The sequence below is a fragment of the Capnocytophaga sp. oral taxon 878 genome, from assembly GCF_002999135.1.
Taxonomy (GTDB): Bacteria; Bacteroidota; Bacteroidia; order Flavobacteriales; family Flavobacteriaceae; genus Capnocytophaga.
Genome location: NZ_CP027229.1, coordinates 1,489,522 through 1,507,306, shown reverse-complemented (window position 1 = coordinate 1,507,306; position 17,785 = coordinate 1,489,522). Strand labels below are relative to the sequence as shown.

The following is a 17,785-nucleotide window of genomic DNA, read 5'->3' as shown; positions in this document are numbered from 1 at the left end:
AGGAATAAATGCTACATTTTAAACCCTCGTGAGTTTCTGTTAAGAGTCTCTCTTACAAACTCCTTCGTGGGAGTTGGGACTTCTTGAGTTTCGCTTTTTTGACTCTCTTGTGATAGCTCTTTATTGAGTTCTTCTGCCTCTTGTGAAGTATCGGAGGAGAGCGAAAGTTGTATTTTCCTATCGAGGGCTGAGAGCTCAGTTTTAAGTTCGGAGAGCTGTGTTTCTTTACCCCATACTTTCTCGATGATTTCCTTTAGAAGAGGAATGTCCTTTTGGATAAGGGCAATCTCTTTTTCTTCCTTTTCCATCATTGCAGGGATTTTCTCAATGGCATTGACAAAATTCATCACAGCCAAGTTAGGGTCACTTGCCAATCGTCCGTTGTTATAGGTGTACTTGATACCACCTTCTCCTTGTACAAAAAAGCGGTTTTCTTTTAGGTCAAGTTCGTCTTTTTTGGAGACTTCAGTCTTTACCAATATCTGAAAACCATAGATACTTCCTATTTCTTGATATTCGCCTTTGGTACGGGCGTTTTGGGCATAATCTTGTAACTTTTGCGCTAACTGCTTTACACTGCTCTTTTCGTCTAAGCCTTCCAAATGCAATGTATTGACTACCGAGCCATCTTCTCGGCGCACCGCTTTATCTGAAAAGTTTTGCCAATCCGTCTGAAAACGATGTAAGCGGTCTTGTAGGGCTTTCAAATCGCTACAGAGGTTATCTAAACGGTTTTTAGAGGTATATTTAGAGCGTAAGAACGTTTGTTTTTCACTCTCTAAAGCTCCAATCTTCTTTTCCAACTTCGCTTTTTCGAGTAAATCGGTATTTCCTGAGAGGATAGCCACATATTCAGAATAGTTCATTCCCGACTTTTCGTCCATCGCTCCCTCATCAATGGTTCTTTTGCCCAACTTATTGTTCTTAAGCTGGTCGATAAAAAGCTGTTTGTTAAACAGTAGGTTGAACTTGTAAGAGTCCAAAGACTTTTCAACAGCATAGATAATTACATCCACCTTATTATCAGCAAAATATTTGGCCACTTCATTACCCTTGCGAATGGCACGTCCGTCCCTTTGTTGCAAATCGCTGGGTCGCCAAGGGGTATCCAAGTGATGTACAGCAACGGCTTTTTTCTGCGCATTGACTCCTGTGCCAAGCATATCGGTAGAACCAAAGAGTACCCGTATCTTGCCCTCGTTGGTGTCACTGATGAGTTGTTTGCGCATTTTATCGTTTTTAGCCTCTTGGATAAAACGGATTTCGTGGGCAGGAATGCCATAGTCTTCTACTAATTTGCGTTTGATTTCAGTGTAGGGATTCCACTCGTTGGGCTTGTAAGTACCCAAATCAGAAAAGACAAACTGAGTCCCTTTCTGTGCTTTGTACTTTTGATAATATTCATTGATTTTCATCGCACAATGAGAGGCTTTGTTATCGGGATGATCTTCGTACTTATCGGAGATCATTCGCATATCTAAGGACATTTTACGGGCATAATCAGTTGCGATAAGCATTTTGGCTTTTTCCTCAGATTCGGATAGTGGCGCACGTCCCAAGAGGGTTGCATTACCCGTTTTGGCAAACTCCATTAGTTTTTGAATAAATACCTCTTGATCGGGTGTAGGGGGTATATTGTGTAAAATTTCGTTCTTTTCGGGTCTGTCTATCCCAACATCCTTTGCGGTTCTATAATCGGTTATTTCGGCGTAAAACTGCGCTAATTCGGGTACTTTGATAAAGTAGCGGAAGCGTTCTTTCTGCACAATGTTGTTAGCCACTGAAAATTCGTAATCGGTGGTCTTACGGGCATAGATCGCTGCCCACGCATCGAAACAGTGAATTTGTTGCTTTTCTAAGGCTTGAGGACGCAGGTACTTAAAGAGCAAATAAAGCTCAGTAAGTGAATTGGAAATAGTAGTCCCCGATAAAAAAGTAGCCCCCATATCCTTGCCAGTGCGCTCTTGAATAGTTCGCAAGGCAAAAAGCAGGTTGAGGGCTTTTTGACTGCCTTGAGAGTTTCCCAATCCTGCCACTCTATCGTGCCTTGTATTGAACATTAAGTTTTTGAACTTATGGCTTTCATCTACTAAGAGGTGATCAATGCCCATCATCTTAAAATCTACTGTATCATCGGTGCGCTCATTGATGTCGTGTTCTAAGGTTTTGAGCTTTACTTCTAGGTTTTCTTTACGCTTGTACATTCCTTTAATCATCGCACGAGAGACTTCACTGCCTTGTTTTTCCAACTGCCAAAGACTCTCTTCAACATCTTGGAGTTCTTCTTGCAAAATGCTCTGTTGCACCTCGGGGGATTGCGGTATCATCTTAAACTGGTCGTGGGTGAGAATTACGCAATCCCAATCATTGTTTTTGATGTCTCCAAAGATACGCAAACGCTTTTGAGGGGTAAAATCCTCCTTGCCAGGGTAAAGGATTTTAGCAAAAGGATAGGCACGGCGATAGGTCTCGGCTATTTCGTGTACATTGGCTTTAAGCCCTATAATCATCGGTTTATGCGCTAATCCTAAACGCTTCATCTCTTGAGCAGCACAGCACATAATAAGGGTTTTACCAGCACCTACCTCGTGGTCGCAAATCGCCCCATTGTTGAGCTTTATCATCCAAATAGCATCTTTCTGACTATCATACAAATCCTCTATGCCTAAACTCTCTCTATCAAGTCCAGGGAAGGACTGAAAAGAACCATCATATTGCGGACGTACAAAACAGTTAAAAGACTGATTGTACTGCTCAGCCAAGCGGTCTTTAAACTCCTGACTCTGCTCTAAGAGCCACAGAGGGAAAGCATTGCGTATTTCATCAATCTTGCTGTTTGCCAGTTGAATTGCCTCCATATCGCGCACCTTGACTTCCTTGTCGTCTATCTTTATTTTCTTGGTAATATCAGGGGTGGTATTTACCAAGGCGTTTTTGAAGAGGGCAATACCATCGTAGGTTCTGCTCTCACTTTTTACAGCGTATTTCTCCCAGATATGTAAGTTCTTTTGTCGGCATTCCACTGAAAACTCATCGGTTTGAGCACTGTATTGCACACCTACCTTGGTATCGAAAAGCGAAGAGGCAAAATCACTATAGATTTGTGGGGAGATCCAACGCTCTCCCAAGTTAAAATCCAACTCTTCAAAAGGAATAGGGGTAGGAATTACCTGCCTGAGTCCCTCTAAAGCGTGCTCAATTTCTGATTGCTTAGGATGTTCAGGGTGAGTATTTTGATATGCTTCTACGGCTTTGATTTTAGTAAAGACATCCCCCGCTTGCCACTTTTGGGCAATTTGGTATTCGTCCTCTATAGGATTGTAAAAGAGTTTGCCCTGTAACTGCGCTTTGACTTCTTCCTCATTGGTGTTAGAAAGCTCAGCTATGTAGGGAATATCCACCCGCCCCAATTCACTTAAGGAAGTGAGTAGCGCCTCTTCAGTAGAAATGTTTTCATTCTTCCTCAGAGAGAATACCACAGGCTTTTGAAAGATATCTGCCTTTTGATAAACACCGTTTTTGATATGTTCTAAGTAAGGGATTTCAGCGCCTGAGGCATCGGTTTTTATTAGCTTGATATTATCAGCACTATTTAGCCGACCATAGTTCTTGACAAAAGTATCGTAAAGGGCATTAAGATTTTCTCTTTCCGTAGGATAAGGGATATAGGTGGTAGCCTCTTTATGGTACAAGTCAGAATAAGCATCACGCAGAGCGATATAGGCAATGGCTTTTTGTCTTTCCAAAGAAGAAAGCGCAAGAGGCACAAAGGTAGCAGCTGTTTTGTTCTTATTGAGATCTTGCAAAAAGCCCACCGTATCGGCTTGTACTACCAAAGTATCTTCTCTGAAATGAGGTAAATATTCTCCCTCAAAAGGTACAGGTTCTTTTAGTAATGATACCGCAGGAGGCGTGTAATACAAAGCAGGAGAAGCTTTTGAAAGCACCTCTATTTCATTCCCTTGATTGATAGGATAAGTAAAAGAAAACAAGTCTAACTTTTGAGCATTCCCTAATTGAGAGGTAGTTGTTTTCTTCTTTGTTTTCTTTTTAGCTCCTGTGGGTATAGTAGGGACTGTTTTTGCTGAAATGTTGGGAGGGCTCGCTAAAGTAGCGGTGGCTTCCTGCTCTGATAGAAAATCAAAGAGACTTAGCTGAACGACTTTGGGTTCAACTTTTTGATTCTTAATTTCTTTTGACTCTTTAGAGGTGAGATTAGTATTGAAAATAGCAAAGGAAGGCTCGTTGATTTTGCTTTCAATTTCAATAAATTCCTGCCGTTCAACCTTTTTTACCTCAATTTCCTTTACCTCAATTTCTTGTGAATTAACCTCTTGTAGCTTAATTTGTGTTGTTTGGCTTTGTTGTGCTGTTTCAGGCGATAGATAATGTGCTTTAAAATCGCTTAGGATTCTTTCTTTTACCTCCTTGGCAATGCCTTCTACTCCTTCACTATGGGTATAGACCATTGCAGGCTGTCCGTATAGGTTGGTGCCTGCAAGAGCTTCGGTGCATATAACGTTTTCTCTTTGTAAAAGATACTCGTTCTGTATCATCCCTTGTGGTAGCTTTATTGTATTGCAGAATTGCTCTTCTATAGGGTTTAAAGCGCCTCTTTGACTGTCTTTTTGAAGGATGATAAGATCGCTTCCTGCTTCGGTACCTGCGTAATCGGTAAAGAGGTTGTTAGGCAGGCGCACGGCAGAGACAAGACGTGCATTGGAGAGCATCGCTTGGCGGATAATCTCATTTTGAGGGCTATCGGCTACCCCTTGAGAGGTGATATAGGCAAGGAGTCCTCCTTCCTTTACCATATCCAAACCCTTTAAGAAAAAGTAGTTATGCACCCTGCGGGAGGCTTGTACCTTAGCAGGGTCATTGCTGCGAGAGTAACTCAAATCAAAGACAGCGGTATCGGAAAAAGGGATGTTGCTGGTTACTAAATCAAACTGGTTCCTTTTCAGTGGACTGATTTGTTCGAAGCCATCAATATGTACCTGCTCCTCTGGGTAAAGATGAGAGAGCACCTTGCCTGTGAGCAAGTCCTTTTCAAAGGCAGTGACAGCAAGAGAGGGGTGCTCTTCTTTAAAAGCACGGATAAAATTGCCGCCTCCTGCCGAAGGTTCTAACATTGTTTGCAGAGGTACGCCTGTTTCCTTTATTGCTGAAGCGATAGCCGAGGTAAGACGCATTGGGGTATAAAAAGCCGTTAGCACAGAATTTCTAAGGCTTTGTACATAGTTTTGGTATTGCCTTTCATCAGTGGAATGTTCTCTAATAAGGGCATACAGACTCCTTACATCTTGCCAAAAGACTTGGTCAGCTTTTGCCCAGTACTTTAAATCAGCTTCAGACTGGTGGGGATTGAGGATAAACTTCAATCCCCCGAAGCCTGAATAGTGTTGCAAGAGTTCTCGCTCTTCTTGGCTTAGAAGCGTGCGCTTTTGCTTCTCTAAATCGAAAGCCAATGCCAGTGCACGAGCATTACGATTAAAGCTCAGTCTTTTAAGATATGCCATTTTCTTCTATCCATAGTTCGATGGCACCCGTAAGTTCTGTGTAGAGGGATTGATAGGCAGCGGAGTGCTGAAAATCCTCATCGATTTCATTCTCGTACTTTTTAAAGTAAGGAACCAGTTCTGGGAAGATTTTTAAGGCAAAGGGGCGCAAATCCTCATCAGCTAATTGAGTATCGAACTCCTGAGAAACGACCTCAAAAACCATATCAAAGGGTGAGAAGAAGAGCCCGTCGAAGAGTACTCCTGAGGCTATTTTATCACATTCAGGAATACTGATACCCGACTCAAAAGCCTCTTGGTAGGCTTGGGCTGCATACTCACTTCTGTCCTTGATAAAGACAGTGTCTGCTAAAAGATTAGGAAAACTCGTTTGTAACAGCTCTTTGAGTCTTAACTCGTAATAAGACAATGACCCTAAGGTACTGTCAGTGATCTGGGGTTTGGTTTGTGTTTCTTTCATTGTTAAAATTACTTTTAATGGGTTCAACAAATTTTAATTTTTACAAAGTGTCGTTCTGCAAAGATATATTTACCACGATTTTCCAAATAGGGCAAAAAGGCTCTCCTCCCTTTTCAGGGACATCTGTTTTTAAAAGGGTTCTTCTAAATTTTTTCCCTGTGCTAAGAACTCTCTCTTTGAGCCCCTCAGCCAGTTCTTCCTCCTTGATAAAAGAAAGAACATAGCCCAAACGTTGGAAAATAGAAACAGGTGTAGAGAGGATTACCTCTGTAGGAAGCTCTTGCCAACTCAGGTGGTTTTTAATCCTTTGAATTACCTCTACCGATTTTTGAATGCCTCCTATCTCTTTTTCATAGAGGAGCAAATCAACCGCAGTGAGCTCCAAAGAGGCTACCCGCAAAGTTCTTTCCTCTATAGAAAAAGGTAAGGTTTTTCTTTTTACTCCTATTTCTCTTAAGTTTTTGATATCCTTTTTGACAAGGTAACGAATTTTACTTTGTTCCCTAAAGGAATCTCTCAGCGGAGGTAAGGAGGTTATCACTGTAATTTCATTTGCCTGTAAAGCCTCTTTGGGAGATAGATGTACTTCTACTGCACTGAGCAGGGCTACATAGTATTCCCTTTTTAGGTGTTGCATCAGTGTTTCAATGTAGAAATAAGGTTTTCCCTCTTCTCTGATAGCTTTGTTATCAGTAGCATTACCAATTTCCACAAAACGGACGATGCTATAGATGCCATTCCTAAGAGGCAGGAGCTTTCCTTGCTTTTTAAGTGTCCCTAAAGTATTGAGAATAGTTTTTTCTTTAAGGAGAGGAAACACCTCTTTTAGCTCCTGCATAGAAAAGCTGTAAATACCCTTTTCCTCCAATGATTGTATCCACTTTCGTATGGTTAGTCCCTTCATATTGAAAATATATATCGTTGCAAAACATTTGCAAAAGTACTATATTATTTCTAAAGAGCAAATATATTGAAACAAAAGTTATCAACAGGAGGACTAAACTTCACTTAGGCTATGGTACATAATCAGTTGTGTTAGCTCACAGACTTTCTTTACTGAAAGTTTACCTAACCTTTGTTAGTATTTTCGCTTTTTGGAAGTTTTCTCAGGAAACTCAAAGGCAGTTTCACCATTTTCTTTCAAACGTATATAGGCATCGAAAGTGCTGCCTGACTTGCTTTTCATTCCTTTTATCAGAGGTGTTTTTCCTTTTTCAAAGAGCGTTTTGAGCAACTCATCAGTAAGAGGTTTGCCACATACATTCCTAAAAAGCACATAACCACAGTCCTCATCAGGGCATTTGGCTACCTTTTCAAACAGTAATAAGGAAGCATTTCTACATTTAGGACAAGTGATTTTGAGTTTTTCTTTTTGGGGTATGTCCATAGCCAAAAACGTATCAGTAAGACTATGGGTATAGGCTTCCATATCCGAAGAAAAACTATCGGGAGAGAGCTCTCCTTGTTCTATCTTTTGCAATTGACTTTCCCATTCGCCTGTAAGGGCAACATCGGCTATAGTAAGTGATTTTACCCACTGATATACCTGCATTCCTTTATCGGTAGGAATAAGAGACTTTTGTTTGCGCTCAATATAATTACGCTTTAAAAGCGTCTCGATAATAGCGGCACGTGTGGCTGGAGTACCTATACCTGCTCCTTGTAATAGTTCACGTTGCGCCTTATCTTCTAAGGTCTTTCCAGCTGTTTCCATAGCCCCCAACAGTCCTGATTCGGTATATAAAGCAGGAGGTTGGGTGGTTTTAGAAAGGATTTCAACGGCTTTAATCTTTATACTTTCCCCTTGTACAAGTTCAGGCAGCACTTGATTGCTATCACCTTCATTGTCTTTTTCACTGTCTTTGGCAGTTTCATCAGAGTAAAAACCACCGATAGCGCGCCAACCCGCTTGTAACACTTGAACACCTTTTACCAAGAAGTCAGTGTGCAGAGCCTCCAGTAGAGTCTTTTGCACTTCTTTTACACAGGGTTCAGATACCGCTTCCAAAAGTCGGGTGGCAATCATTTTGTAAATAGTGTTTTCTTTTGCCGTAAGGTTGGTAGGAAAGCGCTCTGTAATAAGAAGTCCGTGATGGTCTGTTACTTTCAAATCATTAACCATCTTCTTATTCAGCGTCCCAATTTTTACAAGTCTAGCTTCGTTAGCGTATGCCTCACTTTCTTGTAACAAACGTATCAGCTGTGGGATTTCTTCCCATACATCCTCTGAGATGTACTTACTACCAGTACGTGGGTAAGTAATGTATTTTTGCTCGTAGAGACTTTGAGCGATTTGCAGGGTCTCATCGGCTGAAAAGTTCCATTTTTTATTAGCTTCTTTCTGAAGACCTGTTAGATCATAGAGCAAAGGAGGTTGTTCTTTTACCACTTCTTTTTCAGTGGAAATCACCTCGGCCATAGGAGACTTTTCTAATTGTTTTTGTAAGGCTTCAGCTTCCTTTTTGTCCTCAATTTTAGCTGAGATACTGAAAAAATCAGTATAGCTTTTTTGGTGCTTGAGTCGCAATTGGTAAAAAGGTTTTTTTTGAAAATGTGTGTGCTCTAAAAATCTTTTACAAACCATTGCTAAGGTAGGTGTTTGCACCCTACCTAAGGAATAAATCCCTTCACCTACGGCTATACTTAGGGCTTGGGTAGCATTGATACCCACCAGCCAATCAGCCTCACTACGCTTTTGAGCAGAGGCATACAGCAAATCAAAAGCACTTCCTTCTTGCAGATTGGCAAGTCCTGTTTTGATACCTTTTTCGGTTAAGGAGCTAATCCAAAGCCTTTGAAAAGGTTTTTGACAGTGCAAATATTCATAGATATAGCGGAAGATCAGTTCTCCTTCACGACCTGCATCGGTGGCTACAATAATGGAACTACACTTCTTAAAAAGGCTATCAATGATTTTAAGCTGTTTTAAAGCCATAGGGTCTGACCTGTAACCTTTCTTATCCTCAGGAATTTGTTTGGGTACCAAGATAAAGGGGCGAGGTAGAATAGGTAGGTGTTCTCTGTGGAATCCTACACAACCATAAGCCTCTGGAAGGGCTAATTGCACTAAATGTCCCAATGCCCAAGTAACAGCATAATCATTACCTAACAAATATCCATCTTGTTTTTCACTTGCCCCCACTATAGCGGCAATCTCTCTTGCCACACTGGGCTTTTCTGCTAATATAACTTTCATTTTTCTACGTGTATTGAGGTTAAAAATTAGAGTTATACTTTGCGTCCCTTCGACTTCTTAGCAGTTTCTTTTTGAGCTGTTTTTTCTGATTGCTTTTGAGGGCGTTTTTCTTCTTTGGCTTTAGAAGTTTCAGCTTTTTGCTTGGTAGAAGAAACTTTATCAGTAATGTCCTTTTGAGGATTGTTAAAGCTCATCTCTACCTTGCCTTTGTCCTTGTCAAAAGTAAAATAACCGCTATAAGTTTTACCGGCTTTGCTCTGTAAACCTTCTAAATAAATAGGATTACCCTTGCTCAGTTCCTTGTGTTGTTCTTCAGTAAGAGTTACCCCTCGTATGACTGTAGGAGCCTCAGTGAGTTTCTCTTGATTAGCAAGTTTAGGAGCTTTGTCTTCAAAAAGAAATTCCACATAACGCTTGTCGGCATTGAACTGCACAGTTGCGTTAAAAGGCTCTCCTTTTTTAGAGGTCATTCCCTCAACAAACAGAGGCTTGCCTTCTTTGAGCGTTTGTTTTTGCTCCTGGGAGAGTTTGACTCCTTTGATTTCATCGGGGACTTTGATATGTTCACTGCGCAAGGCAATGATTTCATTGGTGAGCTTGTCAATACTGATGATAGAAGGGATTTTCTCCCCTGTTTTACTATTGGTAAGCTCAACTGTACGTCCCATATTTCCTGTGGTAAGCAGGTTCTTTTTATCCTCTTCTGAAAACTCGTGACCAAAGAAAGGATAATCCAATTGTGGTTCCTTGCGCATCCCGTGAATGGCTACTGCTACTTTTCCATCAACTTCTCTTAGGGACAGACGAGCATCAAAGCGGGTTACTGTAGAGCCTAAATTGAAACTAATAGGTACCAGTTCATTGGTTTTATAACCTTTTAAGAGGGGCTCTAATAGGTTCCTCTTCTCTAAAGACTCTCGACTCACCCCTAAGTTTTGTAGCGTTTCCCAATCAATAGCATCAGGGTTGTACTTGAGTTCCTCTTGGGCAGGAGTACTTTGAGATTGTGCCTGAGCAGGAGCTTCTTGTGCTTGCGTTTGAGCAGGAGCTTCTTGTACTTGCGTTTGAGCAGGAGCTTCTTGTACTTGTGCTTGAGCAGGAGCTTCAGGAGGGGTCTGAGCAACGGCAGTCTCTCCTTCTTGTTTTAGAGTAGCTGCTTTTTGCTCTTGTTTGATATACTGCTCAGGAGATACTTCGTACTTCTTGAGGTATTCCTTACCCTTTTCAGTGAGCTTTGCCAGATGGTTTTGAAGTTTTTCTATCGTATTTACCGATTTTTCTATCGGTATTTTAAAGAAAGAAAAACGAGAAGGGTTCTGGGCTTGGCGCATAAAGTTGCTAAAGAAATTAGACAGCATATTACCTTGCTTGTCTACTTTCATAAAGTCATCCAAGGATTTGCTGTCAGCAGGAGCCATTTTTAACTCTCCTTTCTCATCAATTCCTTTTACAGCCTTAAGCTGTTTTTCTTCTTTGTCAAATACCAGTAGGATATCAGATAGTTGTTCATCCACTGGGATTTGATTGTCGTAATTTGCCGTATCGGCGTGTTGATTTTCTGCCATTATTTAAACATCTTTTTTAATTTGGGGGTAAAATTACTCCCTTTGTAAGACGTCTAAGAGAGGCTGTCCTTTTTAGGCATAGTATTTCCGTTTTTGGCTTTTAAGGCTGTTACTGGCACACTAAAATGTTCTCGGATAAATTGATGTACATCCGAGAGCTTGTAGTATATTTTGCCTGATATGGTATAATAAGGCAGTTTACCATTGGAGCGATACCTTTGCAGGGAACGTGCAGAGATTTTAAAGGTGAGCATCAAGTCTTGATTGTCCAAGAGTTCCTCACCATCCAAGCTATTTTTGCGTTTTTCAGCTTTGTCTATTTGCTCTTTAAGCAAATCAAAACGATCCATAATGCGTTCCATCCACGCTATAAATTCTATTCTGTCGATTTCCATTTTTTATATTTGTTTAATACTTCGATTGTTAGATCTTAATCTTAGAATATCTAAAAGTTCTTCTTATCCTTGTGAGTTCTTGTTATCCTCCAAAAGTTCTTTTAGCACACTGCCCATTCCTAAGAGTTGGTCATTACCCTCTTGAGGAACTAAAATGCCCATTTCTTTTAAGGTGCGGATATAACCTTTTGCGGTGCGTTCCTTTACATCAGTTCGTTTTTGAATTTCTATGTTCAGCTCTTGAACTGTCCACAAAGTTCGCTCTTTAAAAAGAGGAGAAACTAACGAGGCTAAGGTACTGGCTTTATTGGGTTTTTGGTCTTCGTTTTTCTGATTACCTACATAACTGTGCATTCCCAGCTCATTGTTCCATCTAAAAAGTATTTGTGGGGTATCGCTAAGACTGCCATTGCGGATTTTCATCGGTTTGACCGCTGAGATAGGACTGTTCTTCTCCCTTTCGATAGAAAGCACTGCCGTTGCTTTGCGTTGTAGTTCAGAGCCTAAATGACCTCGGAGTTTAAGTCCGCTGGGGGTGAGGTGCAACACGCATACAATACAGGTTTTGTAGTTACCTGCCAAAAGGTAAAGCTCTTCTATGAGTTCCACGCTTTCTTGCTCGTTATTCACAGCTCCAATAAGGTCGGCTATACCATCGATGACCACCAAATGCACTCCTGCACATTGGTAGTAAAAACTCTCCAAGCCCTCACGAATGACCTTTAATCGCTCTCTGCGAGGGAGTTGGGTGAGGCAAAAGGCGTGTAGCAAATCAGGAAGAGAGGTTAGTTTAGCTCTTTTAAGCAGTTTGCTAATGTTTTGATAGAGCTGGTCTTGAGACTGTTCTGTATCGAAAAATAGCACCACTTTATCTTTTGGGCAAGGCAGTAGCGTTGTGCCCAATGTGTCAATAGGAAGGTTCTTACTGTTAAGACAACCTGCAATGAGGGCGCTTACATAATGGCTTTTGCCTGTACCTTCGCCTCCTGTAATACCCAATAAACTACTCTGTACTCCTACAGGAGTTCTGCCAATCGAGATGATTGTTTCTTGTTTTTGGGGAGGTTTATCCCATTGGATTTCGCAGTTTTTAAGCAGGGATAGGCTTTCTTCATAGTGTTTGCTAAGGGTCTGATAAAAGAGTTGCAATAGGTCTCTACCCGTTTTACCTTGCGCAAAATAATCGGATATATCTTTATCCTTTTTAGTACCTGAAAGAGGTAAAACTAAACGAAATACTTCTAAAGGTGCTAATTGGGCTTGTTGCTCTAAGGAGGCTCTTTTACCTGTTTCGTCGCTATCAAACAAAAGGACTAAATGTCGGAATCGCATTTTTAGCTTTTGGAGTTTTTGTAAAGGAATGTGGGCTGTTTCACTATTAAAACAGATAGCCGAAAAGCCTCTACTGGCTAAGCTCATTACATCTTTTTCACCTGCGGTGATAAAGAGAATGTCGCCTTGTAGAGGTAGCTGAGACTCACCAAAGCAATAGTTTTCGGGATTACCTCCATAGAGAAAGCGCAGTTTAGAAAAGGGACGATAGACCTTTAAATGCTTTTTAAAAAGGTAAGCAAACATCCACTCATTATAGGTGGAGGTGATAGTGTAAGGTTTGCCGTCTTTATTGGTGTTTGAATAGCTTTGCAGAGAGATTACATTGTACCTGTTTAGGATGTCTTGAGTGATACCATATTTTTGCCAATAGGCTAATTCTTCTTGGGTAAAAGGTTTTTGGGTGAATTGGTAAGAGATAGATTTTTTGGTTTCTACTTGAGTACTTTCTATGGTGATAGTAGGTGGTATTTGAGGTTTTTGTGTAATTATAGAGGTGGATTCCTCTAAACCCAGATGTAAATCTCTATTGATAATTTTTAGGATTTCGATAAAATCAGAGGCATTTCGAAAGTCCAATTGATAGAGGTAACCTACCAAGAAAAAACAGTCACCCCTGAAAGTATCATTGCCAAAATCTTTCATTTTATAAATGCCTTGTTTGTCCTTATAGATATTGCAGGAAGCATTTTTATCGTCATAGAAAGGGTTTTTAAAGTTTTTACCTACTCGCCAGTTGCCTTGTAGATAGTGCTGGAAGACCTGTAGTCCTCCTTCGGTTCTACTTAAAATATCTTGCTTTTTCAACATAACCTTTGGCTTTTTGAGTGAGGGATTGCAGGTAGCTTTCAGTGTTTTCTACCGATTGACTGATAAGGAGTTTGCGAATGCTTCCCAAGGTATAGAAATATTGTCCATAGATTTTGGAGTAGGTGATTTCATTGCGTTTGCGCATTCGCCATAGGGTTTTCTCACTTAGGTGGAGATATTGACAAATTTCTTTTTGGTTAAGCCACAAACTATCCCACTCAATAGGCTCTTGCTTGAGTCGATTTTCAATGCTTTGGAGTTGCTCCATAAGGGCTTTCCAAGCGGATTCTTCAATGGTGATTAAATTCATTACGTATAGGATTAAATTCTCGGCGGCAAAGTTCTGACAAATACAAAACATAAACTGCCAAGTACTACCCATTGAAATGTGCATTTTAACGCAGTTGAAGTGATTTTTATTTATTACGTTGATTATAAAGAGATTAATAGGTGTTTTGGAAGATATTAGAGATGTTTATAGGAAGAAATGTCTAAAAAATGCCAATGGGCTATAATGGGCTTTTTTTCAGAAATAGAGGAAAAAGTGTGTGTAGGGAGTTTCTATAGAAGAGTTAAATTGAAAATAATGAATATAATATTTGATTATAAATCCTTCTCCCTAAAAAAGGGAAACTGTCTATTTCCCTAAAAAACTGATTAAATAATGTTTAAACGTTTTTATTTGAAGTTAGCAAAACTACTTTTGGTCGGAGTTGTTTATATAAACCAGTAAAGAGGCTTTTACTTCATCAAGGAAAGGGGTGAGACTTTTTGAACGTCCTTTCATACGATGGAAAACATGGTACTGCTCTGCTAATTCTACCTTAAAGAGCTTCTCAAAGACTTTGGTAATCTGACTAATAGGGAGTTTTCCATAAGAGATACATCCAACAGAATGTAATCCATAGATGAGTTCTACTAGTTGGCTTTTTTTGCCTGTCCACTGAAGATTTAGTGCTTCTAAAAGTAGTTTTTCTTCTTTAACTTCAGTACGAAAAAAAAAGATAATCGGAGAGTTCCTTGGCAGCCCCTATCTTAGCAACTTCAAAGCTACGAAAAGTAGAAAAGGCTCCATCAAAAGAAAACAAATACCCCTCATTGCTTTGAGGAAGGTAGTCGTAATTGCGAGTAAAATACTCTACATCACGATTGGTTCTTCCTAAAGCAATGTAGCTGAAGAAATCGGTTGCTTCTAAAGTCTCTGACTCTTTAAACCATTGGGCTTCTTTGTCTTTTAGAAACTTTTTAGCAGCCTCAGTAGAGAGTAAAGTTGCTTTACTTTCTATCTGGTAGATCTCATTATAGAAAATGAGTCTGCTAACAATTTGAGGTTGTACTTTGCGGAAGAAATGTATCTCTTCTGCTTGGTCCGTAAAACCTCGTTGCTGTACCTCTTCCTTAGCCTTCTTTAAGAGGTCTTTTAGGAATTGTACCATTTCTAAAGATTCTTTAATCACGGCGGATCCTTCCAGCGTGGTTTGGCGTTCTCTTACAGCCAACTGATTCAAAATTTGTTGAAACATAAATTAATTATTTAAATGATTTATTGCGCTATATTACAAAAAAACAATGATATACGCAAACTAAAAAAAATCTTCATTTTTTAAACAGTTGGTTTGCAGGAGATTTACAATTAGCTCCACGCAAACGTGCGCTGCTGCATAGGCTTCTACAGAAGCCTATGCAGCAGCGCACGTTTGCGGGTGCAAAGGTAAAATTTTTTGTTTATATTGTCAAGATGTTGTACCTTTGCACCCAGAAGTTACTGAGAAAATAGGTATAATCAAATGAAATAAGAACCATTACTAAATCGTTACCTACTCTTATTGTAATTCCTGTATCTTCTTTATTTTGAATATATTATAAAAGTAGTTTCAATTTTTTATAAAAAATATTGCCAAAACTACGTAAGTAGCTCTGGCAATATTTTTTTTGCTAATTCTCTAATTTGCTAATTTATTCAAAGCACTTCCTGCTCTGAACCACTCTATTTGCTGGGCATTATAGGTGTGATTGCAGCATATAACATCTTTACTGCCGTCTTTGTGTACAAATTCCAAATGTAAAGGAGTGCTAGGCGCAAAGGCAGTGAGGCCGAGGAAGTTGATTACATCGTCTTCTTGAATCTTGTCGTAATCGGCTTCATTGGCAAAGGTGAGGGCAAGCATTCCTTGTTTTTTAAGGTTGGTTTCGTGTATCCACTCAAGGCGACCATCGCGACGGATGGCGTCGTTCACAGGGTTAAGGCTATCGCCAGTAATAGCATAGACTCTTTTTACGCCTGCTTGTACTAACATTTCGACCAATTGGTCGGATACATTTTTGCTCATATATGTTTTTTTTATTAATGACAGCAATAATACCAATGTATCGTTTTTGAATAGAAATTAGGGGATAGGGGATTTAAAACATAAGAAGTAAATATAGCAGCATAATAAAAATATTCGTTTTGTTTTATTTTTTATTAAAATATATTTCGAAATATTTTTATTTTACGAGAATATTTTATTTTTTCAAAAAAGCCTTCTATTAATTTGCAAGAAAACATTGTTGATCTAAAAAGACTCGTTGCTGCTTAAATCGAACTCACGTTAAATAATTTTCCTATTAAACAAAAAAAGCTGCTAAGCGAGATGCTCAGCAGCTTTTTATTATCAAAATTAATTCCTAAAACACATCTTTGATGTGCTTCATACTGTTGGCAATACTGTCTTTGGCTTCTACAAAGTCTCCTTGTCCTATTTTTTTGATGATATTGGTCGCAAAACCTTTCATCTGTTCAAAAGTGATGTGAGGGGGCATTGCTAAAGTATCGCGATTGGTGTAGATATTCACCAAAGTAGGTCCGTCGTGCTCGAAAGCTGCTTTTACAGTGGCTTCAAGATCTTCGGTTTTGCGTACTTCATAGCCTTTGATGTTCATCAACTCGGCGAGTTTATCAAAAGGCGGGTTTACCATATTGGTTTGCCAATCGAGGTAGCCCGATACTTCCATTTCGAGTTTTACCATTGCGAGTGAACGGTTGTTGAACACAAATATCTTCACAGGGTATTGGTATTGCATTAGGGTAGCCAAGTCGCCCAAGAGCATCGATAGACCGCCGTCACCACACATTGCTACCACTTGTCTGCCATTGGAAGAAGCTGCTGCGCCAATTGCCATTGGGAGGGCGTTTGCCATAGAACCGTGGTTGAAAGAGCCAGTGAGGTAACGTTTGCCCGTACCTTTGATAAAACGCGCTGCCCACACTACATTCATACCTGTATCTACGGTGAAAATAGCATCGTTGGCGGCGTATTTATCCAAGAGTTTAGCCGCATATTCGGGGTCTATTTGGTTCTCTTCAGTTTTCTTTTTGGTGTAATCATCTAATGATTTTTCGAGTTCCAAATACTCTTTGTGAATCTCTTTGAGGAAACTATCATCGGTGCGAGGGGTGAGTTTAGGCAATAAGGCGGTAATGGTATCTTTCACATCGCCTGCAAAGCCGTAATCTACTTTGGCACGACGACCGATAATCTCGGGGCGTTCATCTATTTGGATAATAGTGCTTTTCTTAGGTAAGAACTCCGCATAAGGGAAGTCGGTGCCGAGCATTACAAGCACATCGGCTTTGGCGCAAGCATCATAACCTGAACGGTGTCCGAGCAAGCCATTCATTCCCGCTATATAAGGGCTATCGGTGCGATCGAAGAATATTTTGCCACGGAAAGAAGCCACGATAGGTGCTTTAAGGGTTTCGGCAAGCTGTTCTACTTCTTTCACCGCATACTGACAGCCGTGACCGCAGTAGAGGGCTATTTTCTTGTTTTTGTTGTCGTTGAGTACTGCTGCCAATTTGTCAAGCTCACTATCAGAAGGACGCACTACGGGTTTTGCTAAGAAGGTTTGTGTAGCAGTAGGTACCTCTTCAAGGTCGGCGCCTGCCACATCACCAGGGAGTCCTAATACAGCCACACCTTTCTCGTTGATAGCCGTTTGTATGGCGCGTTGCATCATTGTGGTAAATTGCTTGGCGGTATTGGCTACATACACATATTTACTGCAATCTTGAAACAGCAAGAAGGGGTTGGTTTCTTGGAACCAATCGGTACCAAATTTATGGGTAGCGCAGGTGCTGGCAATGGCAATTACGGGGTTCCCTGAGCGGTTAGCATCGTAGAGTCCGTTGATAAGATGCACGTGTCCAGGTCCTGAACTTCCCATACAACAGCCTATGCCGTTTAGTTCGGCGTCCATAGAGGCAGCATAAGCCGCTGATTCCTCGTGGCGGACGTGTATCCACTCAAGGCGACCATCGCGACGGATAGCGTCGTTCACAGGGTTGAGGCTATCACCGGTAATGGCATAGACTCTTTTTACGCCTGCTTGTACTAACATTTCGACCAATTGGTCGGATACATTTTTGCTCATATATGTTTTTTTATTAATGACGGGTTTTGATATGCAAAAATAATACCAATGTATCGTTTTTGAACAGAAATTAGGGGGTTAGGATTGTGATGCAA

General features: G+C 40.4%; 11 protein-coding genes and 1 pseudogene. All 12 read right to left on the bottom strand.

The features are described from left to right. Positions 1-11: 11 nt before the first annotated feature. Positions 12-5,519: a helicase-related protein gene (locus tag C4H12_RS06820; protein ID WP_106098248.1), complete on the bottom strand. Its 5,508-nt coding sequence runs from the start codon at positions 5,517-5,519 to the stop codon at positions 12-14. Next, complete coding sequence (locus C4H12_RS06815; RefSeq protein ID WP_106098247.1) at positions 5,506-5,979, bottom strand: DUF1896 family protein; 474 nt, start codon at positions 5,977-5,979, stop codon at positions 5,506-5,508. Before C4H12_RS06815 ends, C4H12_RS06820 begins: the two co-directional genes overlap by 14 nt. 40 nt (positions 5,980-6,019) lie before the next feature. Continuing rightward, on the bottom strand, positions 6,020-6,883 hold the full coding sequence (locus C4H12_RS06810) for a type IV toxin-antitoxin system AbiEi family antitoxin (protein WP_106098246.1): 864 nt from the start codon (positions 6,881-6,883) through the stop codon (positions 6,020-6,022). Between the two features lie 174 nt (positions 6,884-7,057). Beyond that, positions 7,058-9,175 (bottom strand): type IA DNA topoisomerase, encoded by a 2,118-nt coding sequence (locus C4H12_RS06805; protein ID WP_106098245.1) that lies wholly within the window; start codon positions 9,173-9,175, stop codon positions 7,058-7,060. A 32-nt stretch (positions 9,176-9,207) separates the two neighbouring features. After that, the gene (locus C4H12_RS06800) at positions 9,208-10,740 is read right to left on the bottom strand and encodes a DUF3945 domain-containing protein (RefSeq protein WP_106098244.1); all 1,533 of its coding nucleotides are present in this window, start codon (positions 10,738-10,740) and stop codon (positions 9,208-9,210) included. A gap of 53 nt (positions 10,741-10,793) precedes the next feature. Next, positions 10,794-11,135 carry a helix-turn-helix domain-containing protein gene (locus C4H12_RS06795; protein WP_009389008.1) on the bottom strand — a complete coding sequence of 114 codons (342 nt, stop codon included), beginning with the start codon at positions 11,133-11,135 and terminating at the stop codon, positions 10,794-10,796. A 63-nt stretch (positions 11,136-11,198) separates the two neighbouring features. Further along, entirely contained in the window at positions 11,199-13,277 is a 2,079-nt protein-coding gene (locus C4H12_RS06790; RefSeq protein ID WP_106098243.1) for a bifunctional DNA primase/helicase, read from the bottom strand. Next, on the bottom strand, positions 13,249-13,659 hold the full coding sequence (locus C4H12_RS06785) for a helix-turn-helix domain-containing protein (protein ID WP_106098242.1): 411 nt from the start codon (positions 13,657-13,659) through the stop codon (positions 13,249-13,251). The genes C4H12_RS06790 and C4H12_RS06785 overlap by 29 nt, the downstream gene beginning before the upstream one ends. Positions 13,660-13,974: 315 nt before the next feature. After that, the gene (locus C4H12_RS13880) at positions 13,975-14,283 is read right to left on the bottom strand and encodes an RteC domain-containing protein (RefSeq protein ID WP_164997606.1); all 309 of its coding nucleotides are present in this window, start codon (positions 14,281-14,283) and stop codon (positions 13,975-13,977) included. Continuing rightward, positions 14,264-14,800 carry an RteC domain-containing protein gene (locus C4H12_RS06775; protein WP_106098240.1) on the bottom strand — a complete coding sequence of 179 codons (537 nt, stop codon included), beginning with the start codon at positions 14,798-14,800 and terminating at the stop codon, positions 14,264-14,266. Before C4H12_RS06775 ends, C4H12_RS13880 begins: the two co-directional genes overlap by 20 nt. A gap of 420 nt (positions 14,801-15,220) precedes the next feature. Next, positions 15,221-15,475 (bottom strand): annotated as a pseudogene (locus C4H12_RS06770) (aconitate hydratase); the annotation flags it as partial. Positions 15,476-15,944: 469 nt separating this feature from the next. Further along, entirely contained in the window at positions 15,945-17,690 is a 1,746-nt protein-coding gene (locus C4H12_RS06765; protein WP_106098239.1) for a thiamine pyrophosphate-dependent enzyme, read from the bottom strand. Positions 17,691-17,785 lie beyond the last annotated feature (95 nt).

Excerpts from the sequence above, each read along its gene's own strand:
- C4H12_RS06820 (WP_106098248.1), bottom strand. The coding sequence starts at position 5,519 with ATGGCATATCTTAAAAGACTGAGCTTTAATCGTAATGCTCGTGCACTG.
- C4H12_RS06815 (WP_106098247.1), bottom strand. The coding sequence starts at position 5,979 with ATGAAAGAAACACAAACCAAACCCCAGATCACTGACAGTACCTTAGGG.
- C4H12_RS06810 (WP_106098246.1), bottom strand. The coding sequence starts at position 6,883 with ATGAAGGGACTAACCATACGAAAGTGGATACAATCATTGGAGGAAAAG.
- C4H12_RS06805 (WP_106098245.1), bottom strand. The coding sequence starts at position 9,175 with ATGAAAGTTATATTAGCAGAAAAGCCCAGTGTGGCAAGAGAGATTGCC.
- C4H12_RS06800 (WP_106098244.1), bottom strand. The coding sequence starts at position 10,740 with ATGGCAGAAAATCAACACGCCGATACGGCAAATTACGACAATCAAATC.
- C4H12_RS06795 (WP_009389008.1), bottom strand. The coding sequence starts at position 11,135 with ATGGAAATCGACAGAATAGAATTTATAGCGTGGATGGAACGCATTATG.
- C4H12_RS06790 (WP_106098243.1), bottom strand. The coding sequence starts at position 13,277 with ATGTTGAAAAAGCAAGATATTTTAAGTAGAACCGAAGGAGGACTACAG.
- C4H12_RS06785 (WP_106098242.1), bottom strand. The coding sequence starts at position 13,659 with ATGGGTAGTACTTGGCAGTTTATGTTTTGTATTTGTCAGAACTTTGCC.
- C4H12_RS06775 (WP_106098240.1), bottom strand. The coding sequence starts at position 14,800 with ATGTTTCAACAAATTTTGAATCAGTTGGCTGTAAGAGAACGCCAAACC.
- C4H12_RS06765 (WP_106098239.1), bottom strand. The coding sequence starts at position 17,690 with ATGAGCAAAAATGTATCCGACCAATTGGTCGAAATGTTAGTACAAGCA.